The following is a 23,863-nucleotide window of genomic DNA, read 5'->3' on the forward strand; positions in this document are numbered from 1 at the left end:
TGGAAATTTAATCATTTTGATATTTTTAATTAAATGTCGAGTTTTTAAATATCTCACTACAACCTAGTGAAAAAAAGTAAAATTGAGGCCATACTTACTAATATTAAGTATAAAATTTAATCAAAAAATACCTTTTTAAGGAAAATATTAATTTAAATGATTAATCTAAATTACCCTATCAGTATAGAATTATTATTTAAAATAAAACAATAACTTAGGATTATAAATTAATTCATTTGACTAGTCCCAAACTATAAAAATAACTTAAGGACATTAAAAAGTAAGTTTAAGTTATTTCATATAAGGATCTAGCTTATGAAAGTAAATATACAAAGATGGCCATTTTTATATTCCTTTTTTATTTTAATTGCCCTGTCTGTGACTAATATCGCTTTCGCTGATCCACCTAATCGTGTTGCTCGTATTAGCTTTGTTGATAATGTAGTGAGTTTTCTTCCTGCTGGTGCAAATCAGTGGGTAAAAGCTAGATTAAATAGGCCTCTTATTCTAGGTGATAGTCTATGGACAGATTTAGATTCTAAAGCTGAGCTCCAACTTGGTTTAAGCGTGCTTAGACAGGGCCCAAAGACTTATATGAAGATATTAAATCTTAATAATAAAGTTGCCCAATTTAAGCTTACTCAAGGTACTTTAGTTTTAAGCATACGCCAGGTTAGGCCCCAACAATTTTATGAAATTGACACACCAAACTTAGCGCTGGTGATTCGACAACCTGGCTATTATCGTATTGATGTAAATAAACAGCTAACTACCGTTACTGTACGTAAAGGAGGTGCTATTGTTTATGGGCAAAAAAGGGCTTATAAGTTAAATTTAGGTCGTAGTTGTAAATTCTGGGGTGTCAATTTACAGCGTTTCCAATGTGTGACGATTGGCCCAACTGATAGCTTTGATCGGTGGAGCTTAGCACGTGATGAGCGCCTAATAAAGATAACTACTACTTATGTCTCTCAATCTATGATTGGCTATGAAGATCTTAACTATCATGGCAAATGGATTGTTACTAAAAAATATGGTCGAGCTTGGGTTCCTAATGAGGTAAGTTCTAATTGGGCACCTTATCGAGTAGGCCAGTGGACTTGGGTTCGCTATTGGGGCTGGACTTGGGTCGATGACCAGCCTTGGGGATTTGCGCCCTTTCATTACGGTCGCTGGGCTTTCGTAGAAAGAAGATGGGTTTGGGTTCCAGGCCCTGCCAATATTGAACCTATTTATGCGCCTGCTCTTGTTGCTTTTGTAGGCGGTAGAAATTATCTTAGTTTGCCTGCAGGTAGACGTGGTATTGCCTGGTTTCCACTAGCGCCTGGTGAGGTCTATATTCCACCTTATCCTGTTAGTCGAAACTATTTTACACAGCTTAATCTAGGTAATACTTATATAAATCAGAATTACTTAACAAATATTTATAACAATCCTACTACAGTCATTAATTATCAAAATATTAATATTAATAATGCTGTCACGGCAGTACCAGTTCAAACTTTTGTTTCTTCTCAACCTGTTAGTCAATCTTTGGTTAATATCCCTACTAAAACCGTTATTGACGCACCAAAAACACCCATTGCAGCAGTTGCTCCTAAGCCTATAAGTTTATTGGGTGGTGGTGCTGATGAGAAGACGGCACAACCGGCAGCTGCTATTGAAAACCAACCTGCTGTTGCTCTAACGCCACCACCAGCACCGCCAGCACCATTTGCCGAGGAGCAAAAACTATTAAATAAAGATCCAGGTAAACCTCTAACTGTTGAAGAAGCGCAACAGTTACAACCGGCCAAAGAGGCAACGCAGCAGTCGGATAATAATGAAGTTAAGGTTATTAGTCCTGAGGAAGAACCAAAACCAATAAATGCTCAGCCTGAAGTTACAGAGCCTGCTAAACAGCCAGAGGAAAGCGGTCAGGATGTTAACCAACCTGACGCGCTACAGCCAACAACAATCCCTCCGGCCGATGTAACTAATCAACCTACTGCGCCACAACCTGAAACAATCACGGCTCCAGGTAGTAATGAATCAACTCCTCCACAGCCTGAAGTTACACAACCTGAAGTAGCGCCAGCTGATGTACAGCAGCCAAATAATTCAGAACCTCAAGAAATAATACAAGAGCCTGTAACAAGCCCTGAGGAGCAGACAACACAACCTGAAGTAATTCAGCAACCGGAGGGCACTGAGCCTGATACTAGCCAGGCTAATCCAACAACTTCTGAGGAACCTACTGTTCAGCCAGAACAAGAAGTGACCCAGCCACCAGTCGATGAGACAACGACAACTGTTCCTGCTGAAACTGTTGTCCCAGATGAAACTCAACCGGCCACTGTAGTAGAGCCTCAAGAGGTTATAATCCAACCTAGTCTTGAGGAAGTAGCTCCTGCTCCCGCCGACGTTCCTGTAGAGCCTGAACAAATGCCACCGCAAGAGGCACTACCGCCTGAAACGACAGTTATTCAACCAGGTACAACTACGGAGACTGAAGTTCCGCAGTAGTGGGATTACTTTAAGCTTGAGCTTGTACGCTTTGTAAGCGTTTAATAAATGTTTGAGCGTTAAATTCACCGACTAAACGAGAATGCTCTAGCTCATCTCCTTTTTTATTGAAAAATAAAAAGGTAGGCGGTGCAACAACATTATATTTACGCAACAAGGCCTGATCAGCTGTATTATTGGCAGTAATATCTGCCCTTAAAATAACAAAATTTTTTAAAAGTGCTTTAACTTCTGGATTCTGGAGAATATGGGTCTCAATAGATTTACAGGTTAGACACCAATCAGCATAAAAATCTAGTATAATTGGTTTGCCTTGGGCATTTGCAATTGCTTGCTCGACTTCGTTAATTGATTTAACAGGTTGATAACCAATATTATTGTTGTGTTTTGTTTGAGACCAGTGTGCTAAGGGTTGTAAGGGATTAGTTCCTCCCATGCTCGCACCCACTAAAATCAATAATCCATAAACGAGAAGGATTATACCTAATCCCTGACAAAATTTTGTATAACTGGTGGAAGCACGTACTAAGGCGCCTAAATAGATACCGGAGAAAATAAATAAAGCTGCCCATAGAATCATACTTATGATACCAGGCAAAATGCGACTTAAAAGATAAATAGCAACACCAAGCAATAAGACACCAAAAAAAGACTTAACTGTGTTCATCCACTGGCCAGCTTTAGGTAACCAGCGTCCGGCAGAAGTTCCAATTAGAATGAGGGGTGTTCCCATTCCAAGACTTAAGAAAAATAAACTTAAACTGCCTAAAATAACGTTACCCGTATTAGCGATGTAACCCAAAACACCAATAAGAGGCGCTGTCACACAAGGCGATAATATTAAAGTAGATAGGCAGCCCATAATGGCTGCGCTTAAATAATGTCCGCTCGTTTGGCGGCGGTTTAATTGGGCTAATTTAGCTTGCCATGCAACAGGTAATTTCAGCTCAAAAAAGCCAAACATAGATAGTGACAATAAAACAAAAAGAAAACTAAATAAACCAATTGCCCATGGCGCTTGCATAATAATTTGAAGGTTACTTCCTAATAAGGAAACTAGTGCGCCTACTATTGCGTAAGTTACCGACATACTTAATACGTAACTTAACGATAAGAGAAATGCTTTCCCAGTTGTTATATTTTTACTATGGCCGACAATGATTCCAGATAGAACAGGTATCATAGGTAAAATACAAGGTGTAAAGGATAGTAATAATCCAAAGCCGAAAAAAATGAGGAATGTCACAAATAGATTATGATTGCGGAAAACAGAGTCTATATTGGTATCATTTGCACCGTTAACTGTAGGGTTATCATCTTTCAAGCGCTGGTCTTGAAATAACTCAGCACTACTTAAAGACAAATCGTTAGCAATCGCTAATTTTATTTGCTTGGTTTGAGGTGGATAGCAAAAACCATCATCTGCGCAGCCTTGATAATGTAAATCAATGAGTGTTTCACCAGGTTCTTTACCTAAAACACCAATAGGAAGATTTAGTTGATTACGATAAATTGTATAAGTTCTTCCTTGCAGATCTGTTTTAGTTAAGGTGGGTGGAAAGGGAATATCACCTACTTGAACATTACTATTATCTGGTACATTAATGCTAATACGATCTCTATATAAAAAATAACCATCTTTAATGTCCCATTTAATTAAAAACTGGTTAGGATTAAGTCGGCTAACGTGCACCTGAAAGATATCTTCTACAGGCAGAGGCTCTGCAAAGCAAAGAATAGAAAATAGGCAGCTTAATGAGAATAAAAGCCATTTTTTCATGAATACCTCTGAAGGATTACTATAAGGATTACTATACAGTTTTTCATTGTAGTGCGAGCGCTAAAAAAACCAAAATTTTTTTACTTCCTCCCCTTGAAATAATTGTACTTGTCCCCATATGGCAGTCATCGGTAATTCATACTTTACATGGATTACCAAAAGGTCAGAGCAATCTGAAAATTATAGGTGATTAACCAATCAGGAGAGAGAAGTATGAAAATTCGTCCTTTGCACGATCGAGTAGTTGTTCGTCGTCTGGAAGAAGAACGTACCACAGCTGGTGGTATTGTCATTCCCGATAGCGCTACTGAAAAACCTATGCGTGGAAAAGTCATTGCGGTTGGTGCAGGTAAAAACTTAGATAATGGTGATGTACGGGCATTAGCTGTTAAAGTTGATGATATTGTTCTGTTTGGTAAGTACTCCGGTACAGAAGTAAAAGTAGATGGTGAAGAATTAGTCGTTATGCGTGAAGATGATATCTTCGGTGTAATTGAGAAGTAAGCAAACGAATTAAAGGAGACTTAAATGGCTAAAGAATTACGTTTTGGTGACTCAGCACGTCAGAAAATCCTTGCTGGTGCAAATGGGTTAGCTGATGCTGTACGTGTAACTATGGGCCCACGCGGTCGAAATGTTGTTATCGAGCGCTCTTTCGGTGCACCTACTATTACTAAAGACGGTGTGTCAGTTGCAAAAGAAATCGAATTTGAAGAACGCTTTGAAAACATGGGCGCTCAAATGTTAAAAGAAGTTGCTTCTAAAACTTCTGATGCAGCAGGTGACGGTACAACTACTGCTACAGTGCTTGCTTGTTCAATTATGGTTGAAGGCCATAAAGCTGTTGCTGCTGGTATGAATCCAATGGATTTAAAGCGTGGTATTGATAAAGCAGTGACTGCTATTACTAAGCAATTACACTCTATGTCTAAACCTTGCAAAGATAGCAAAGCAATTGCGCAAGTAGGTACTATTTCTGCAAATTCTGACGAAGCAATTGGCGCAATTATTGCTGAAGCAATGGAAAAAGTAGGAAAAGAAGGCGTCATTACTGTTGAAGATGGTAACAGCCTTGAAAATGAACTGTCTGTTGTTGAAGGTATGCAGTTTGATCGTGGTTATATCTCTCCATACTTCATTAATAATCAACAAAATATGAGTGCTGAGCTTGAGCATCCATACATTTTATTAGTTGATAAGAAAATTTCTACTATTCGCGATATGTTAACTGTCTTAGAAAGCGTTGCGAAATCTGGCCGTCCTTTATTAATTATCGCTGAAGATGTTGAAGGTGAAGCATTAGCAACATTAGTTGTTAACAATATGCGCGGTATCGTTAAAGTATGTGCTGTAAAAGCGCCTGGATTTGGTGATCGTCGTAAAGCAATGTTGCAAGATATTGCTATTTTAACTAACGCTCAAGTTATTTCTGAAGAAATTGGTAAGAGCTTAGAAGGTGCTAATTTAGAGGACTTAGGTACTGCAAAACGTATTGTAGTGACTAAAGAAAATACTACCATTATTGACGGTGAAGGTCGAGCTGAAGATATCAATGCGCGTATTACTCAAATTCGTGCGCAAATGGAAGAAACGACTTCTGATTACGATCGCGAAAAATTACAAGAGCGCGTTGCTAAATTAGCTGGTGGTGTTGCAGTAATTAAAGTGGGTGCTGCAACTGAAGTTGAAATGAAAGAGAAGAAAGCACGCGTTGAAGACGCTCTTCATGCAACTCGCGCAGCTGTTGAAGAAGGTATCGTTGCGGGTGGTGGTGTTGCCTTAATCCGTGCTCAAAAAGCATTAGAAAGTTTAAAAGGTGATAACACTGACCAAGATATGGGTATTAATATCCTTCGTCGTGCTATTGAATCACCTCTACGTCAGATCGTTTCTAACGCAGGTTATGAAGCATCTGTAGTAGTGAATAAAGTTGCTGAGAGCAAAGATAACTTTGGCTTTAATGCTGCAACTGGTGAGTACGGTGATATGATTGAGTTTGGTATTTTAGATCCAACTAAAGTAACCCGTACTGCATTACAAAATGCTGCATCTATTGCTAGCCTAATGCTTACTACAGAGTGCATGATTGCTGATTTACCTAAGAAAGGTGACGCAGCAGGTGCTATGGACGCTGGCGCTATGGGCGGCATGGGTGGTATGGGCGGCATGGGTGGTATGATGTAAGCCTTTCCTCTCAACCCAAATAAGAACCCGCCAAAAGCGGGTTTTTATTTTATCATTTAAATATTAAGTTACATCGTATGACATGAATTAGGATCATTCTCATCTTCAAGTTTGCCAAGATCTAAACTGTCTAGACCGAATTTTTTTCTACAATCTTCTAAAATCGCGTTCACTTTATCACTATTAAACAACCCAAGTTCAGCTAGTTTTTGCGAGGTAAGAGTAAGCTCATTTTCTAAATTTTTTAATTTTTGGGCTATATCCTTTAAATCAGTAAAAATACCTGAAAGATTTAATTCTTTTAATACATTCGAGGGTAGTTGTTTATTAATGTCTCGTATTCTGCTTTCTACTTCTTCTTTCATCTTAAGGAGCTTATTAGTTTGTTTATTTTTTTTCCCTACAACCATGGGTTTAGCACTTAACTCATGTGAAATATCGACAAGCGTATCAAGTTCATCACAGAGGTTGAAAAGGAGACGATAATTATTAAGTGCTGCTTTTTTTAATTCTTCAAAGCTACAGTTGATTTGACCGATGTCTAATAAAGTCTGCTGAATTTCTTTCAAATTAGCCTGTAGTAACGAGTTTAGAGGCATGTTTAGGCGAGAATGCTTAGCTTGCTTAATTTTTTTTAATAGGTTTTGCCATCTTAAGTTAAGAGCACGCTCACTATTTACTATGTCTCTATCTGTTTGTAATTGAGTAACAAAGGAGGGTGAAGTGCAGATTGCAGCAGTTTTAGATAATTCCTTAAGGGCTGTTCGACTTTGGTCAGTAAAAAATTGTTTGGTAAGATTAATACTACTCAGCCTTTGTTGATAATTAAAAATAGCTTCATCAATATCATTTAATTCTTTTAGGTTTGTCACTTGATTTCTATAAGTCTTCATTGCTGTAATGAGTCGTTGATAAAATGCTTGATTTTCTATAGTTAAGTCAGCTGTTTTTTCTAACGCAGGGTATAAAGGATGAGTAGGGCGTGTTGACAATAGAATATAGGCTAAAGGCGCTTTATTTGGGGCAATAGGCTGCATTAAGTTGCCTCCTCCCTTGATAAGTTCAGCAAAGCAATCTATTAAGTTATTATTTTTAGTATGCTTCTGTAGACAGTAAATTAACGCGTTAGAGTAGCTTATTTCATTGATAGTAAATTTATAATTATTGATTGGAATATGAAGCTCATTAATTAAAAAGTTTAATAATTGGTGATTATTCTGCTTTAAGCTAAACGCATAGATATTTGAATTTAAAAGATAATAGAAAGTATGTAATGAACGCGCTTTTTCAAAATCGTTAGTAATAAGCGCTTTTTGTAGTAGTGAGTAGGCCGCTTTTTCAATTTCTGTTTCAATTTTCTTTAATTTTTCCATTTCTCTAAAGGATAAATTCCAATTATTGAAATCAAAAAGATAAATCTTTTCAATAATACTCTCAATACTAGTTATTTTATCTTTATCCTCTTTATATTGGTGGAAAACCTCATGTAACGAACGTATTTCATTAAAGAGGAATTGAGGTGCTGTCATGTCTTTATGTTTTTTAGCTTTTGGTGAATTAAATAAGCTATGCTGAGTTAATCCTGTTTGAGTCACTGTTGGTTCTTTTAAGCTTTCTGATGTATCGTTAGATATCGTTGTTGAAGCACTAGGTTGATTAACAAGAGCTTCTGAGAATTTATTAAAGTAATTTTGTAATCGAGACCATTTAATATGGCCTGTAACCTGATACAAGTCGCTAAGGACAGGTATAATTTTTGCAACCTGTTCTAAGTATAATTCTTGACTTTGAGGTAAATGTAGTGATGTTTGCTGCAGTGCTTGTTCATGCTTAGAGCATTCTTCTTCCAGTGACTGAATGATAAGGGCTTGTTCTTGGCGTAACTGTTGCATATAAGGTAAGCCAAGCTGTAAGGTAACTTGAACTAAGCTTTCTATTTCAGCCGGTAACTCTGCTCTACTAAATTGCCCTGACTCCTCTATATAGTCCCAATACGGTTGACAAGCTAATATATCATTGTCATTTAAAAAGATATGCAATCGATAAGCTTCGCCTTCTCCATTGTGCCATATTGCCGTGAAGTGACTAGGTCCTAAGACAGGATTTTTAGGATCAAATTCTTCATAAATACTAAGGTGAACTTCAGCAGGTAGCCAGCCTTCTGTTAATTCTAATTGGTTTGAAGGTAGAGCAAGACGATAATAGTTTTTACTATCTAACGTTATAGCTTTAATAGGTACTATTTCATTTTTTAATTTAAAATTAGGAACTTGAGTTAATTTATGCGTTAGGGTGCCATATAAACTATTGACCTTCATATCTTTCGCCTCAAAATAAATTCACAGTGCACTGAGAATATAAATTAAGAATTAAATTTAAACAATATAAATTATCCTGAAATGAAGGAAAGTGGATTTAAAACGAATGCATACCTGCTTAAGTTAAAGAAATTTATAAAAAATTACCTTTTATAGCGCCACCTATTAAGCTTTATACTTCGTTGCAAGCTTGCTCGACTCAGTCATGTACTTATTTGTACACTCCTTCGCCTCGCTCACTTGCGCCTTGCACTAAAGTAAAATCTACAAGTTATGCAGGAGCTCTAATTTAAAATTATTAAAATTAATTAAAAATTTTTAACAAAAAAACAGCTATTTTTTTCTACTTTTTTTAACTAGCAATTATAATTAATTATAGGTTTAACTAATTTATAATTTTTTTATGGCAGAAAAATCGCTTAAAGAAAACATTGAAGCAGACCAGGTAAATTTAGAACGTTTAAAATCTATTGAGGAGTTGATTAAAAAAACTCCGTTTAAAGTTGAGGATTATAGCTTTATATCTAACGGAGGCGGAGAAAATATATGCTTTGAAGATGGAACAAGAAAGCGAGTTCCTAAGGGCGTAGCGATAATCTATAACTTATTAAAAAGTAAAGATAAATCAGCTAAAGAGCAGTTAAGTTTGATAGAAACAGTAGCAGAGAATATACATACTGCAGCACCAAGCAATCAGCAATTCTATCAAACTATTATTGAGAAAAAGTAAACTTAATAGTGACTTTTATAAGTAATATCATAAAGTTGCCAATTGAGCTGATTTTTCACGCTCCCAATATTTAAGTGGAGATAAATCAGGCTTAGCCATTGCTAAGACGGGTAAATAGAATGTTTGTTCTAATAAAAACTGGCCACTTAATGCAGCATGAGAGACTTGATCTGTAAAGACCAACCAGGTACTTTGAGCAGCAAAATCAATTTGTGTTTTCTTCACTGTCTGTTGATAATTATCATCTAATTTCATGCGATCGTGTAATTGTAATTGATAATGATCATAGGCTGAGCGTAGTGTTTTGGTTACTTTAAGGAACTTTAATAATTTTGCTGTTGAAGCTCGGTAATGAGGAATTTGTTTAGCAAATCGCTGCATTACTTGTTCAAAAGGTTCACCTAAATGCCAAACGCGAGGTTCTCCAAAAGGATTAATATTACAAAAAACACGTAAAATTCTTAAGCCATTAACAGGTGTAGAAGCAAAGGAATCAACATGTAATCTTGTATCATCTTTACGCTTAGACATAGAGCGGCCTAAAATTTGCGCAGGCCTATAACTAGTTCTTCCCCACTGTAAATGAGGTTGATATTGGGGTAACAGTGTATTAACTAAGATTCTTGCGAAATTAGCATATTGTTGCATAAACTCTTTTAATTCAATTTGTAATTTAAATGAATTATTTCCTTGCTTTTTAACCCCACTTAAATTTTTTGTTTGATAATCAAAGCTAATATTTTTCCGATTGCCGTCTAAAATTTCTTCTGTTAAAAAATTATTGATGTGAGGGAAATTAAAATAATAAGTAGGAAAGTAAATAATTCTTTCAGTTTCAAGTGCCTTTATACTGTTTTGTTGGCTATCATTATTGATCTGATTTAAATCTTGAATTGGGATAGTATAAAGTTGTTCATCCATCATATCGCTCTGTATTAAAGGTTTAAGGACCTATTATACTAGATTTTTACTCTATTGTGGTGGCAACACCAATAGCTATATTAGCTATTCTATTCTTCGATAGAATCATTATTGAAGTGATTTTCTATGACTTTCTTGTAGTAAGAGCACAACAAAGAACATTATAATCGCAGCAAATATCAAGTAAAAACTTGGAGCTAGGGGGTTATTGGTTTTTTCAATAAGATAAGTTGCAATTAGAGGCGCTGTACCACCAAAGACTGCGTTAGAAAGGTTGTAAGGAAAAGACATTGCCGTATAACGAATATTCGTGCCTACAAGTTCAACTAAGGTGGCAGGAATAGCTGCATAAGCAAAACTAACTAAGATGGCAAAAATAACTTGAGCTAATAATACAGAGATAAAAGTAGTATGTTGAATCAATAGAAATAAAGGATAGGAAAAAATGCTAAATCCTATAGCGCCTATCAGTAGAACGGGTTTGCGTCCAATTATATCGGATAATAAGCCTATCCAAGGAATTACAAGAATAATTCCTAACATACTAATAGTGTTAATCGTAAGGCTTCTACGTAATGACATACCTAGGATTTCAGTCATATAAGAAGGTAAATAAACAAAGAGCAGATAAAAGCTCATTGCTGGTAAAAATACAAGAGCGGCTGAGATTACCATCGGTTGTACAGCAAACTTGAAAGCTTGATTAACCGGATTAACTAATATTTGCTGTTTATTCTGGATTGTAACAAAATTGGGTGTTTCTGGCATACGCAGCCTAAAATAAAGTCCTACAGCACCTAGTAATAGTCCCGCAAGAAATGGAATACGCCAGCCCCAATTAGTAAGCTCCTCAAGAGAAAGAAGTGTATTAAATAACGCACTTACTCCTGAACCTAATAACAAGCCTGCAAAGGCGCTGAACATAGCCCAACTTCCGAACATACCACGGCGATTTATTGGAGAATGTTCCGTAATATAGACAATAGATCCACAAAATTCACCACCAACAGCTAATCCTTGTAATAAACGACATATTAATAATAATATTCCTGCAAAAATGCCAATTTGTTGATAGGTAGGTAACAAACCAATTAGGGTAGTAGGTATAGCCATCAAAATAATAGAAGCTGCTAATGTTTTTTTCCTGCCATGACGATCGCCAAAATAACCGAACAATAAAGCGCCTATTGGACGCATTATAAATCCGGTTGCAAATACACCAAACGTGGCTAGTAATGATAATAATTTATCAGAAGTAGGGAAAAAAAGTTTAGCAATAATAGGAGCAAAATAACCATATAGTGAAAAATCATACCATTCAAGGATATTACCAAGGATTCCAGGTACAATTAATTTAGAAAGTCTTGTACGCTCATCTCTTTGGATCATCCTACCCTTATTTTAATTTACAATCAGGCTATTAATTATAGATTATATATAGCATTCTCGTTTCTTAAAGCAAGACGTCTGCTCTTTAAACATATGGAAAAGGATATTAGATGAAGCTTTTCAATCTTAATTATAAATAACCCCAATGATTATGATATAAATAATTGATTTTTAAATATCATTTATTTGTTCTATGATTAAATTCATTATTACTATTTATTACTAAGGAGCTTGATATGGATGAGGTTACTAATCAACTTTCTATACTACTAGCAGATACCTATGCTTTATATTTAAAAACTCAAAATTATCATTGGCATGTTAAAGGCGCGCAATTCAAAGCATTACATGAGCTGTTTGAGAGTCAATATAGAGAACTTGCAGAAGCGATAGATGAGGTTGCAGAACGTATCTTAATATTAGGGCATAAAGCACCTGCAAGTTTTAGTGAATTTAATCAATTAAAACGGGTGAAAGATGGTAATTCAAGTCTCTCAGCAAATGAAATGGTAAAGGAACTAGCGCATGATCATGGCACCTTAATTAAAGATTTAAATAAATCGCTTAAGATAGCGCAAGACCAAGTAGATGAAGGAACCGTAGTTTTATTAAGTGATCGAATTGCCGCACACGAAAAAGCTCGTTGGATGTTGAGTGCCTCTTTCGAAGCTTAATAATTTATTGCAAAATATTTAATTATTCTCCCTGTAGAAGCAGGGAGCTTTCATATAATAATTAAGTTAAGCAATCTGTTCTAAGCAGTAAGGTTAGCTCGTTAAAAGCAGCTTAGATTGTTTGATTTAAGAATTAAAAACGGATTTTACTTTGATTCAGTTACTGTTTTCTCTAAGTTTATTTTTAAGTGCTTTCTTATTATTCGTAATTCAACCAATGGTTGCCAAAAATCTACTGCCTATTTATGGCGGGACGCCAGCTGTATGGACTGTCTGTATGTTGTTTTTTCAGGCAATATTGCTGTTAGGTTACGGTTATGCTTGGGTATTGAGTTATTTTGGTAGTCGCTGGTATTGGCGGCTAGTCTATTTAACAACCTCATTAATAAGTTTTTTATATCTACCTTTAGACTTTACACCCGAAGCAAGTAAACTAGCTGACTCTCCTGATTTATTTATTTTAAAAGAATTATTTGTAAAATTAGGTTTACCATTATTAACGATTGCCTCAGCATCGCCATTACTGCAATATGCTTTTAGTTGCACAAAAAGTAGAAAGGCCGCTGATCCTTATTTTTTATACGTTGCGAGTAACTTTGGTAGCTTAGCTGCTCTAATTAGTTATCCTGGTTTTATTGAATGGTGGATTGGCTTAGATATTCAATATAAGTTTTGGCGAATAGGTTTTACTATCTATCTTGTATTACTTACTGTTATTTTACTAATTGTCCCTTTTTCTTACGCCAGTAAAACAAGTGTTAAACAAAATTTTATTTCTTTCACTCAATTGGCTTCCTGGATCGGTTATAGTTTTGTTCCTTGTAGTTTAATGCTAGGAGTAACTTTTTATATATCAACTGATATAGCAGCAACACCTTTATTCTGGGTAGTTCCTTTAGCGCTTTACTTAGTAAGTTTTATTATTACTTTCGCACAAAAACCTATAGTATCTCATCAATGGATAACAAATAATGCACTCATTTTTGCTGTTTTTCCCATCTTAGCATTTATTATTGGGCCTACTAATTTATCCTCTCTTTTATTGATTACTATTCATTTAGTTGGCTTTTTTGTTATTGCTCTGCTCTGTCATGGCGAATTAATACGCCGCCGCCCTAACACTTCTCAGCTAACCAGTTTTTATTTATGCATAGCTTTAGGAGGGGTTTTAGCTGGTTTGTTTAACGGTGTATTGGCACCACGTATTTTTAATGGCCCTTATGAATATCCTTTAGTCTTTGCCCTATCCTTTCTATGTTTTCCTATACCAATGAGAGGATTTAATAAAGTACCAATAATTATAGTTGCTCTTCTAATTGGCTCTTACCTATTATCCAACATCCCTTGGCTAAGTTGGCTTAGAAAATATTGCATAGCTGAGATCTTTTCATTATTTATAATCTTTACCTGGACTCGAAGCCGCTTAAACCTTTGCCTATCAATTTTGATCCTCTTTATTTTTATATTTAGCCCTTGGTTTAAGCGCTTACCAATTCTAACGCAGCAACGTAACTTTTATGGGATTAAGCAAGTTGTAAAAATACCTAACGGTCATGCTTTAATTAGCCAAAGCACAGTACACGGCTTTCAATTATTTAATACCCCCACTGCTATGTTAGGTGCAACGTCCTATTATGGTCCACCGGCATCTATTATTCATTTATTACAACAACAATATCCAAGCCTACGAGCTATGATTATTGGGCTTGGGACTGGAACAATGGTTTGTCAATTCAGGGCTTCTGACAGTGTTGAAGTGGTTGATATCGATGAACAGGTTATTAACATTGCTAATAATCCACACTTTTTTACTTATTTACAAAATTGCTCGGCTAAACCTGTCCTTACTCAAGGAGATGGCCGATTGGTTTTACGGCAACGGGCTAAAGCTAGCTTAGATTTATTAGTGATTGATGCTTTTTCTTCAGATGCAATTCCCACGCATCTTTTAACTTATGAAGCGTTTCAGCTTTATAAGCAAACGCTATCTGAAAATGGCCTCTTATTAGTGCACATTAGTAATCGTCATCTAAACTTATTACCCGTTTTAACAGCGATGGGGCAAAAATTGGATTGGATTGTGCTTAATAATAATGACTTAGGTGAGCCTAAAAAGGGCCAGTTGAGTTCGCAATGGGTCTTGCTAACTTCAAATGAGCCATTTGCAGCAACAGTGGTGCGAAATCTGGCTGGATGGAAGCTTGTTACTAATCAAAAGACCATGTTATGGACTGATAATTATTCTAATATAATCCCATTGTTGAAGCAGTAAAAATTATTTATTAACAAAATTAATTTATAAGTCCTAAACCAAGCTTTAGTAAGGCGCACTTTGTCAAACCTGGTTTGTAAATATTTTTTAATAATTAAAGATAACTTAATATTTAGAGGCAAAATTAGGTGTTTGTCTATAATAAGAATGTAATAGACCTCGGTTAGTTTTGTTATGAAATATTATATTTGTGGTATTGATTTATTAAATTTTAATAAATTATCACTAGTAGATAAAGCCTATTATATTGGAAAAAATTTAGCGCAGATTAATCATGATGCTAAAGTCGCACTCGGTGATTCATACGTAGTCATTATTGTTTTACAAGAATATGCATTAACAACTTCTTCAGTAACTAAAGAAGAAAAGAATCAATGCCTTAAAATTTTACAGGGTTATGTCAAGGAATATGAAAACTTAATTTTAGTTCCAGGTAGTTTTTCTTTCTATACACTGCAAGTATTAAACTCTAAAAAGCAAGAATCGAAAAAGAGGAAACTTCTTGATAATTATCAGAAAAACGAGGATTTAAGTTTAATAGATAGTCATACAGAAGAGCAAAAAGAACTTGCTCAAGCGGCTGCTCAGCAAGTTGGCGTTACTTCCGCTGTTGTACATCATGCGGCTTACATTTTAAGCAAGGGCGAAATGCAGAAGCATCATAAGTCTGTTCCTTGGCAAGAGTGTGGTAGATTGGAATTACCGAAAGATAAACGCAGACTTGTGAAGCATTCAATTTTTAAAATTGGGGCAGATAGTCCTATAAAATATATAGAATTAAATAGTAAAGAGAAAATTTCTGCGGCAGTACTGCTCTGTAGAGAACATGGTTGGGATACAGAGTATACAAATAAGGCATTGATTAAAAATCCTCCAGATGTTCAAATTATTATGTCTGACAGTATTGAATTGCAGTTAAGTGATTCCTATGGCGCTTTGATCATTTATATGGATAGTCGTTATGGCTTAAAGGTTTTTAAAAATAATGCTCGCGAATACGCAAACCAAATTGAATCAATTGTAGCAAAATTGTATTCATTAGATTATTCACAAGGCAGAATCTCACTAAGTTATAAAGATATCGAAGTAACAGATTACCGCTATATAAAGGTTTTACAAGAAGATTTGGACAACTCTAATAGCGTTTTGTAAAGTGAAGTAGTTCAGCCTTAATCTGACAGTTAAGTGTCTATATTGTTTGAGATGTTGAAGATGAAGATAAAATTCTTGAGAATATTTCATTCTAATATTAAGCGAATAATTTTGGCGACCGGCCCCGCGTAAAGCACTTTAAGTTTAAAGGCTGTTTATGAGTTGATTGTCGCTATTTGCTTTAAGAGACTCTTTTATATTAATCAGGTTTTCCAATAAATGTTCTATCTCTTTAAATAGATTTCCCACTTTTTCACGGTAATAATTAATCATTAGAGTTATTTAAAGTAACATCTTTTTAAAAATCTCAGAAAAAGACTGCTAAGATACATAATGCATTCATCAAGTAATTATAAGGCTTTATAATAGTAGGATTAGCATCTCTGTTGCAAAAAATAAAATGAGTGTACAAAAAAAGTGTTACTTTAGGCGACTGTTTCCTATCCACTATATATTTTAATTATCTTAAATATAAGAAGTTTTAGTTTATTCATGTCAGAATTTTGTGAGTGAATACTTTACTAGTACTTATATATTTGTAAAAATTACTATCATACCCGCATGGCATTGTTGCATGGATAATGAATGTCTTTCCCGCGCAGGCGGGAATCCATCTAAAATTAACCTCAGTGCTAATTTATGAATAGATCCCCGCCCAGCGCGAGGATGACCTAGGATCATTTTGGTTGTAATTAGCTCTCAAACTTATTTAAGCAACAATGAGGCGAGTATCCATCGTATTATAAAGCCTCTTTTGCAACAGGCCCGACCCTTTTTTGAAACAGTAGTTTTTGTTTAGCTTTTTATCACTAGCGGTTAAATAGTTGACTGACTGTTTAGGTTCAATTTGTTAACTAATCCAGCATTTATAGCGCTGGATCAGCTAAATTTCCTTTACTTTCTAACCATGCTTTTCGATCATTAGCTCGTTTTTTAGCAAGCATCATGTCCATAATAGATATTGAATCGTCTTCATCTTCAAGCGTTAACTGAACTAAGCGCCGCGTATTAGGATCCATTGTTGTTTCACGTAACTGCATAGGGTTCATTTCACCTAACCCTTTAAAACGCTGTACATTAATTTTACCTGCGTTAGATTTATTAAGTTTAGCGATAATCTTTTGTTTTTCTTCATCATCAAGGGCATAATGAACTTGCTTGCCAGCATCGATTCGATAAAGTGGTGGCATAGCAACAAAAACATGTCCTGCACTTACTAGTGGTTTAAAATGACGCAAGAAGAGTGCACAAATTAAGGTGGCAATGTGTGCGCCATCTGAATCAGCATCAGCTAAAATACAAATTTTTCCATATCGTAAACCAGACATATCTTCAGAGCCCGGATCAACGCCAATAGCAATAGATATATCATGAATTTCTTGTGAAGCTAGAACATGAGAAGAGTCAATTTCCCAAGTATTCAGTATTTTACCCCGCAATGGTAATATGGCCTGAAAATCTTTATTACGTGCCTGCTTTGCAGAGCCACCAGCGGAGTCTCCTTCAACTAAAAACAATTCAGCTTGTTTTAAATCAAGTTGCAAGCAATCAGCAAGCTTACCTGGTAAAGCCGGACCTTGGCTTACACGCTTACGAGCGACTTGCTTAGATTGTTTAAGTCGCCTTTGCGCACGTTCGATAGCAAATGCAGCGATTGCTTCACCGAAGTTTCGATGATGATTAAGCCATACAGCAAAAGCATCCTTAATCACGCCAGATACGAAAGCTGCTGTTTGTCTTGAACTAAGTCGCTCTTTTGTTTGACCGGCAAATTGCGGATCTTTCATTTTTACTGACAAAATATAGTGGCAAGGTTCCCATAAATCATCGGCAGCTAATTTTACACCCCGAGGCAGTAAATTACGTAAATCACAAAAAGCAGCTAAGGCGTCAAATAGTCCAGCACGCAGACCATTAACATGAGTCCCGCCTTGAATGGTTGGAATTAAATTCACATAACTTTCATTTAATCCAGAAGAGGAGTTATTAGGAGACCAAGCAACAGCCCAGTCAACGGTAGCATCATCGCTAGCAAATTCACCGGTGAAAGGTTCAGCAGGGAAATAGTCTGTAGGCAAAGATTGTTTTAAATAATCAACAAGTCCCTTTTCAAAACACCAGAAGGTTTTCTCTTGCGTTATGCTATTAACAAACGTCATAGCTAAGCCGGGGCAGAGCACCGCTTTTGCTCTTAGCACGTGCATTAATTGTTTAGTTGAAAATTTTGGCGAATCAAAATATTTAGGATTAGGCCAAAAACGAATTGTAGTGCCTGTATCTCGTTTTTTAACAATGCCTACTTCATTTAATTCTTGTGTCTTTTCGCCATTAGCAAAAGACATTTGATAAACAACACCATTACGTTTAATGGTAACTTCCACACGCTCAGATAAAGCGTTAACTACAGAAACACCTACACCATGCAATCCACCTGAAAAAGTATAATTTTTATCAGAGAATTTTCCACCTGCATGTAGCCGCGTCATAATAACCTCAACCCCACTGAGTCCAAGTTGTGGGTGGAGATCAACCGGCATGCCGCGGCCATTATCTTCAACTTCGATAGAATTATCTTGATGGAGTGTAACTGTAATACTGTTGGCGAAACCAGCAATAACTTCATCAACACTATTATCGATGACTTCCTGAGCTAAATGATTAGGCCTAGTTGTATCCGTATACATTCCTGGCCGGCGTTGTACTGGTTCAAGGCCGCTTAATACTTCAATTGCTTGAGCCGTATAATTATCAGACATGACTTGATCACTTCTTCTTAAAGAGAGCTATTTTAGCATAAAAAGCACTCAAAATAGGAATGAAACTCGCGTTTATAACATAATTCAGCTTAATTTTAGCAAAATCTAGCTTAAGTTAATAAATCATTTAAATTATAGATGAAATTAGTTTTATTTTATAAATAGAACAAATTATCATTGTGCTCGCTTGTTTAACAATAAATATGAATTAAGGCAGTTATATGGCAACTCGACCCGATGAATTATTTAAGAATGATAGACCAATTGAAAAAGCATCAAAAGAATTCAGGTATCGTAAAGAAGGCGCCCTCATAAAAGACGGTCGCGATTTCAAGACTTGGTATCATATAGATGATGCTCAAAGACTTCTCTGGAAGCATTTTAATGATGTAAAAAATAGGCCTGTACCTGGCACAAATCAATTAATTAAAAATTTAATGTTGCCACCTTATGTTTCATTTGATAGTGAGAGAATTGATGTTGTTAACTTTTTTACTGTATTAATTAACTATTTTCAGCAAGAAGAGAATCAACATAAACGCTATTTTCCTTTTATGGTTAAGCCAGAAATAGGTAGTGCACATTATATAGCGGGTATTTTAAGAAGAACTACCGAAGGTCAAGTCGATTTAATTATCTTTAATCCAGTAGGATTATCTAAAAACGATAGAATAGGCAAAGAGTTAGCTAAGCTTGATAAAGAGGGTCTTAAAATAGCTAAGATAATATCATCTCCGCATACTATTCAAAGTACTGAAAAAGAGAAAGATGATGGCCCTCTAGTCTCATGCGGTCCTATTTGTGTAGAGTTTCTACGACTGGCAATATCTGATCTAGATTGGCTAGCTAAGCTTAATGAAAATTTTAACCTCCCTGCCAATTTTCTCGCTCCTTTAGAACAAAATTACCAAGAAACTATTAAACAGTATCGCCTCCAACATGATCAATTATTGCAGCAAGTTACAGAGCATGATTTAGATCAATTGGATGAAGATTATAAATTTATCGTTAGTGCAATGTTTGATGGATTAGCAGCGTGGTTAAAACAAGGGAGCGCTAAGGTTCAAAAAGAATCTGACGAAGATGATTTTTCCTCACAGGATGATTATGACTTTTATGATGATGAATTTTATAATGATCTAAATGACGAAGAGGAAGCTATTAGCGATGAAGAAGAGGACCTAAGTGACAATGAAGAAGTTGTAGAAGATAGCCGTAATACACCAGCAACCAAAGCAACCAATGAAGATAGAGAGCTTGAAAAGATTAACGTCACGTCTCATCCATCCCCTAAGTTATCACCCCATTTTAAACAGGATGAAAATAGGAGCAAGCCTGAACAATTAATGACTTCCATTCCAGTAGAAAAAGGCGAAAATAAGCAACATCAAGCGTTGTTAGATACTAACACAATTAAGACCCAAGAAAATAATCCAAACGAGAATACTCCGGATTTTTCAATGAGCGTTAACTATGTCCAGAAAGAGATTGAACGGTTGCGCAAGGCTTCAACAAGCTTTTTTGCCATTAGATGTGAGAAAAAGGCTAAGCTTATAGAGACAGCCTTAAAGGAAGCAATTCAAAAAGGTCAAGATGTAAGAAATGACCAGGGTGTAAGAGAAGCATTAGGTTATCATCGTATTTTTAGTTTCTTTGGCCTAAAGAAAGCAGATGCTTTACAGCATATCGAAGAATCTTTAAATCTTCCGAAAAATCAATAATAACTAACGTGAGTTCGACATAAAAGATATTAAATATCTTTTATTGTTAAATTCATATTAACTGAGATAACTTAGCCTTAATTAAGGTTAAGTTAATTTCTGATTGTCTGATTCCCTTATTTTACTTCTATACTTAATTCATATATTGATTTAATTTTAAACAAATTTTAATTCAAGGTAATTAGTGTATACTAAAGAGATACAACAGCAGAAATTGTTGTTTTTACTAGAAAATTAGTGCCATTTAAGTAATGAAACTACTTCAAATTTTAAATTAATTTATTGAAGTATAAGGAGAATAAAATGAGCATCTTCACCTATTTGAAAAAAGATCATAGAGTTGCCAAAGACCTAATTAATAAAATATTAAACTTGGGTTCCAATGCTACTGAGGAACGAGATGAATTATTTAATCAATTAAAAAAAGAAATTATTATTCATAGTAAAGCAGAAGAAAAAGTATTTTATAAACCTCTAAAAAAGGAAGAGGCAACTAAAGAAGAAATTCCTCATGCTAAAGAGGAGCATGAAGAAGTTGAACAAATGTTAGAACGTTTATCAGATAAATCTTTAAATGGGGCTGCATGGGCAAAATTATTTCAAAAAATGGCAGATTCATTAATGCATCATATTGAAGAAGAAGAAAATGAAATTTTTAAAGATGCTAAGAAAGAATTATCTTCTGATGAAGCCCAACAAATGGAATTAGCGATGCAAAAGGAAAAAAGATCAGTTGAAAAGAAGATAGATATTTCACTTCGCAACGAAGAATAGTAAGGTAAGTTCGACATAAAAGAGGCGAAAGCTCTTTTATGTCGTTAAACGAGCGTTATTTCACAAAATACTTGTGTATAAAATAATTATTATTTATACGCAAGCTTGATTTCTTAGAATCGCTTGCTAATTATTAAATTTGTAATATTATGATAAAGGACTTTATCTTGAAGTAAAAAGGATTTACTAAGGTATGGTTCGATATGGATGTCAATAAATTATAAACAAGGGAATGATAATGACAACATTAGTCGGAACGCAAGAGCATTTTCATGATGCTTTATATGAGCTTTGTGAACTTGATTATGATGCTGTTGAAGCTTACGAAGCAGCTATTAATCGGGTTGATAATGCTGAGTATCGCAGTAAATTAACTGAATTTAAAAATGATCATCAAAGGCATGTACAAGAAATAACTGCCCTCTTAAAAAGCCATCAAGCAGACTTTCCTGATGGTCCTAGCCCTAAACAATTACTTACCCAAGGTAAAGTGGTCTTAGCAAATATGCTTGGTGATGAAGCTATTTTAAAAGCCATGATAAGCAATGAAGTGGATACAAATACAGCTTATGAACGCATTAATTCTCATAAATATATATGGCCTGATGCTGTTGAACTATTAAGCCGAGGGTGGGCTGATGAGAGACGGCATAAACAATGGTTAGAATCTGTAACAAATCAACGCTAAATAACTGTTCAACTAGTCATTGAAAGAGAGGAAGTTTAAATTTCTAATCATTTTCCTAAACTATAAATGATTAAATTAACCATTAAAGGAGTCGCTGCTATGAAACGGATACTTTCAGTAATGCTTACTACAATGGCTTTTTCTTCTGTTAACGCTGCTGTGTCTTCTGATTCAGATATTACTAATAATTCAGTAAATGGTGGCTATTCTACAACTAATAGCACAGGTACTGACACTACTGGCACAGATACTACTGGTGCGGACATGAACAACAGCACTATGGGTACTGATACGACCGGTACTGGTGGTGATGTGACAGGTACAGAGCCTGTAGGTGATGGCACTAACGATACCATGAGTACGGATCCGGGAGTCGATACAACAACTGGCACAGGCACTGATATGGGTACTGACGCTACAGATAGCTCAATGAGCAATGGTACTTCAGGTAGCACTGGTGCAACAGGTGGCTCAATGGGCACTGGTACTACAGATGGTTCAATGGGTACTGGCACGACAGATGGCACTGGAATGAGTACAACGGGAGGCTCAATGGGCACTGGCACTACAGGCGGCACTGGAACTGGTGGTGCAGGCGCTGGACAATAAGCTTAAGTTTATTTGGTAATTTAATCTATTTAATAATTGTGAGTGAAGGAGAACAACATGGTTAACAATGAACGTACTGGGATTTTAACGATAATTGGGATTATTATTATCGCTGCACTTATACTATATTTTTTATTTGGGCGTGGCACTGATACAACGAATACAACAGGTACTACTACAACGACTACAGGAACGACTGGCACAACTGGTGGAACGACTGGCACCACGGGTGGAGCTACTGGTACAACTGGCACAACGACTGGTACCACGGGTGGAGCTGCTGGCACAACTGGCGGAACGACTGGTACTACAGGTGGTGCTACTGACACAACTGGAGGTAGTGCTACTGGAACAGGCGCTGGCACTTAATTGACAATATATCAAATTATCGCCTAGACATGATATCCAGCAAAATTTGCTGGATATCACCCTCATCTTAAATATCAGCATTGAACACTTGCCGCAGCAAATTTCAAAAAAAGCATATTGACTGATTTACTTCAGATATTTTTATTCTATACTCAATTAAGAATTGATTTAAAATCAATAGCAGGAATAATTATGACAAAACCAGTTTGGAAAGGATATATTTCATTTGGCTTAGTAGCAATTCCTGTCAATCTATATCCCGTAGAGAAAAAAAATGAGCTGCGCTTCCATCTTTTAGATGCCCGCGATCGGTCGCGTATTCGCTATGAGCGTGTTAATGCTGAGACAGGCAAAGAAGTTCCCTGGGATGAAATTGTTAAAGCCTATGAGTTTCAAAAGGGTAATTATGTCGTTCTTGATGATGAGGATTTTGAGCACGCTCAACCTGAAGCATTTAAATCGATTGACATAGAAGAGTTTGTCGATTTAAGTGAAATTAGCTGTCTTTATTTTGATAGACCATACTATATGGTTCCAGATAGTTCTAATAAAAAGGCTTATGTTTTATTGCGTGAGGCTTTAAAGAAAACTGAAAAAGTTGGTATAGCTAAAATTGTGATTCGCAACCGAGAATACTTAACTTTAATCCTGCCCTATAAGGATGCTTTAATTTTATATGTGATTCGCTATCATCAAGAGATTCGTAGTGAAAGTGAATTTGACTTTCCTGATGAAAGTTTAAAAGCTTACCATATTAATGATCGTGAAATTAAAATTGCTACTGATTTAATTCATGAAATGAGTGCTAAGTGGAAGCCAGAAAAGTATCACGATGAATATCGTGATGCATTAATGAAATGGATTGAAGAGAAAAAACCGACTAAGTCAACGAAAAGAAAAGCACAAGAACCTACTGAAAAAAATGATGATTTAATTGATTTTATGACTTTACTTAAAAACAGCCTTAAAAATACTAGTCGTCGTTCAACAGGTAGGGATGAGAAAAAAAGTAAATAAATTT

The 23,863-nt window shown here is 35.7% G+C and carries 18 protein-coding genes; 13 read left to right on the forward strand and 5 right to left on the reverse strand.

Annotated elements, in window-relative coordinates; translation table 11 throughout:
* Positions 1-315 precede the first annotated feature (315 nt).
* Positions 316-2,505, forward strand: coding sequence for a DUF6600 domain-containing protein (locus ACQUW5_RS07425; protein WP_444990596.1), 2,190 nt, complete (start codon positions 316-318; stop codon positions 2,503-2,505).
* A 10-nt stretch (positions 2,506-2,515) separates the two neighbouring features.
* Here the strand turns inward: ACQUW5_RS07425 and dsbD are convergent, their stop codons facing one another.
* Positions 2,516-4,285, reverse strand: coding sequence for a protein-disulfide reductase DsbD (gene dsbD, locus ACQUW5_RS07430; RefSeq protein ID WP_444990597.1), 1,770 nt, complete (start codon positions 4,283-4,285; stop codon positions 2,516-2,518).
* Positions 4,286-4,498: 213 nt separating this feature from the next.
* Between dsbD and groES the strand changes: the two genes are divergently transcribed.
* Both groES and groL read left to right on the forward strand, forming a co-directional pair.
* Positions 4,499-4,789, forward strand: a complete 291-nt coding sequence (groES, locus tag ACQUW5_RS07435) for a co-chaperone GroES (RefSeq protein WP_444990598.1) — start codon at positions 4,499-4,501, stop codon at positions 4,787-4,789.
* A gap of 24 nt (positions 4,790-4,813) precedes the next feature.
* Positions 4,814-6,469: a chaperonin GroEL gene (groL, locus tag ACQUW5_RS07440; protein WP_444990599.1), complete on the forward strand. Its 1,656-nt coding sequence runs from the start codon at positions 4,814-4,816 to the stop codon at positions 6,467-6,469.
* Positions 6,470-6,537: 68 nt separating this feature from the next.
* On the opposite strand, the gene ACQUW5_RS07445 is transcribed toward groL, so the two are convergent.
* Positions 6,538-8,787, reverse strand: coding sequence for a hypothetical protein (locus tag ACQUW5_RS07445; RefSeq protein WP_444990600.1), 2,250 nt, complete (start codon positions 8,785-8,787; stop codon positions 6,538-6,540).
* Positions 8,788-9,190: 403 nt separating this feature from the next.
* Here ACQUW5_RS07445 and ACQUW5_RS07450 point away from each other — a divergent pair, with 403 nt between their 5' ends.
* Positions 9,191-9,517 carry a hypothetical protein gene (locus ACQUW5_RS07450; protein ID WP_444990601.1) on the forward strand — a complete coding sequence of 109 codons (327 nt, stop codon included), beginning with the start codon at positions 9,191-9,193 and terminating at the stop codon, positions 9,515-9,517.
* 27 nt (positions 9,518-9,544) lie between these two features.
* Here ACQUW5_RS07450 and kdoO read toward each other — a convergent pair whose 3' ends face one another.
* A complete protein-coding gene (gene kdoO / locus ACQUW5_RS07455) occupies positions 9,545-10,441 on the reverse strand; it encodes a Kdo hydroxylase KdoO (RefSeq protein WP_444990602.1) in 897 nt (298 codons plus the stop codon).
* A gap of 105 nt (positions 10,442-10,546) precedes the next feature.
* A complete protein-coding gene (locus ACQUW5_RS07460) occupies positions 10,547-11,827 on the reverse strand; it encodes an MFS transporter (RefSeq protein ID WP_444990603.1) in 1,281 nt (426 codons plus the stop codon).
* A 236-nt stretch (positions 11,828-12,063) separates the two neighbouring features.
* On the opposite strand from ACQUW5_RS07460, the gene ACQUW5_RS07465 reads away from it, so the two are divergent.
* The 3 genes from ACQUW5_RS07465 (at position 12,064) to ACQUW5_RS07475 (ending at position 15,925) form a co-directional block, all read left to right on the forward strand.
* On the forward strand, positions 12,064-12,501 hold the full coding sequence (locus ACQUW5_RS07465; RefSeq protein ID WP_444990604.1) for a Dps family protein: 438 nt from the start codon (positions 12,064-12,066) through the stop codon (positions 12,499-12,501).
* Positions 12,502-12,652: 151 nt separating this feature from the next.
* Positions 12,653-14,773, forward strand: coding sequence for a spermidine synthase (locus ACQUW5_RS07470; protein WP_444990605.1), 2,121 nt, complete (start codon positions 12,653-12,655; stop codon positions 14,771-14,773).
* Positions 14,774-14,947: 174 nt separating this feature from the next.
* Positions 14,948-15,925 (forward strand): hypothetical protein, encoded by a 978-nt coding sequence (locus ACQUW5_RS07475; RefSeq protein WP_444990606.1) that lies wholly within the window; start codon positions 14,948-14,950, stop codon positions 15,923-15,925.
* An 866-nt stretch (positions 15,926-16,791) separates the two neighbouring features.
* Here ACQUW5_RS07475 and parE read toward each other — a convergent pair.
* Positions 16,792-18,681, reverse strand: a complete 1,890-nt coding sequence (gene parE / locus ACQUW5_RS07480) for a DNA topoisomerase IV subunit B (RefSeq protein ID WP_444990607.1) — start codon at positions 18,679-18,681, stop codon at positions 16,792-16,794.
* Positions 18,682-18,902: 221 nt separating this feature from the next.
* On the opposite strand from parE, the gene ACQUW5_RS07485 reads away from it, so the two are divergent.
* The 6 genes from ACQUW5_RS07485 to ku all read left to right on the forward strand — a co-directional run bounded on the left by ACQUW5_RS07485 (position 18,903) and on the right by ku (position 23,859).
* Positions 18,903-20,402: a hypothetical protein gene (locus tag ACQUW5_RS07485; RefSeq protein ID WP_444990608.1), complete on the forward strand. Its 1,500-nt coding sequence runs from the start codon at positions 18,903-18,905 to the stop codon at positions 20,400-20,402.
* A gap of 321 nt (positions 20,403-20,723) precedes the next feature.
* Positions 20,724-21,176, forward strand: coding sequence for a hemerythrin domain-containing protein (locus tag ACQUW5_RS07490; protein WP_444990609.1), 453 nt, complete (start codon positions 20,724-20,726; stop codon positions 21,174-21,176).
* A 238-nt stretch (positions 21,177-21,414) separates the two neighbouring features.
* A complete protein-coding gene (locus ACQUW5_RS07495) occupies positions 21,415-21,864 on the forward strand; it encodes a DUF892 family protein (protein WP_444990610.1) in 450 nt (149 codons plus the stop codon).
* Positions 21,865-21,963: 99 nt separating this feature from the next.
* Complete coding sequence (locus ACQUW5_RS07500; protein ID WP_444990611.1) at positions 21,964-22,473, forward strand: hypothetical protein; 510 nt, start codon at positions 21,964-21,966, stop codon at positions 22,471-22,473.
* Between the two features lie 57 nt (positions 22,474-22,530).
* Positions 22,531-22,842: a hypothetical protein gene (locus ACQUW5_RS07505; RefSeq protein WP_444990612.1), complete on the forward strand. Its 312-nt coding sequence runs from the start codon at positions 22,531-22,533 to the stop codon at positions 22,840-22,842.
* A gap of 192 nt (positions 22,843-23,034) precedes the next feature.
* Complete coding sequence (gene ku / locus ACQUW5_RS07510; protein WP_444990613.1) at positions 23,035-23,859, forward strand: non-homologous end joining protein Ku; 825 nt, start codon at positions 23,035-23,037, stop codon at positions 23,857-23,859.
* The last annotated feature ends 4 nt before the right edge of the window (positions 23,860-23,863 follow it).

Source organism: Legionella pelazae (assembly GCF_052527395.1).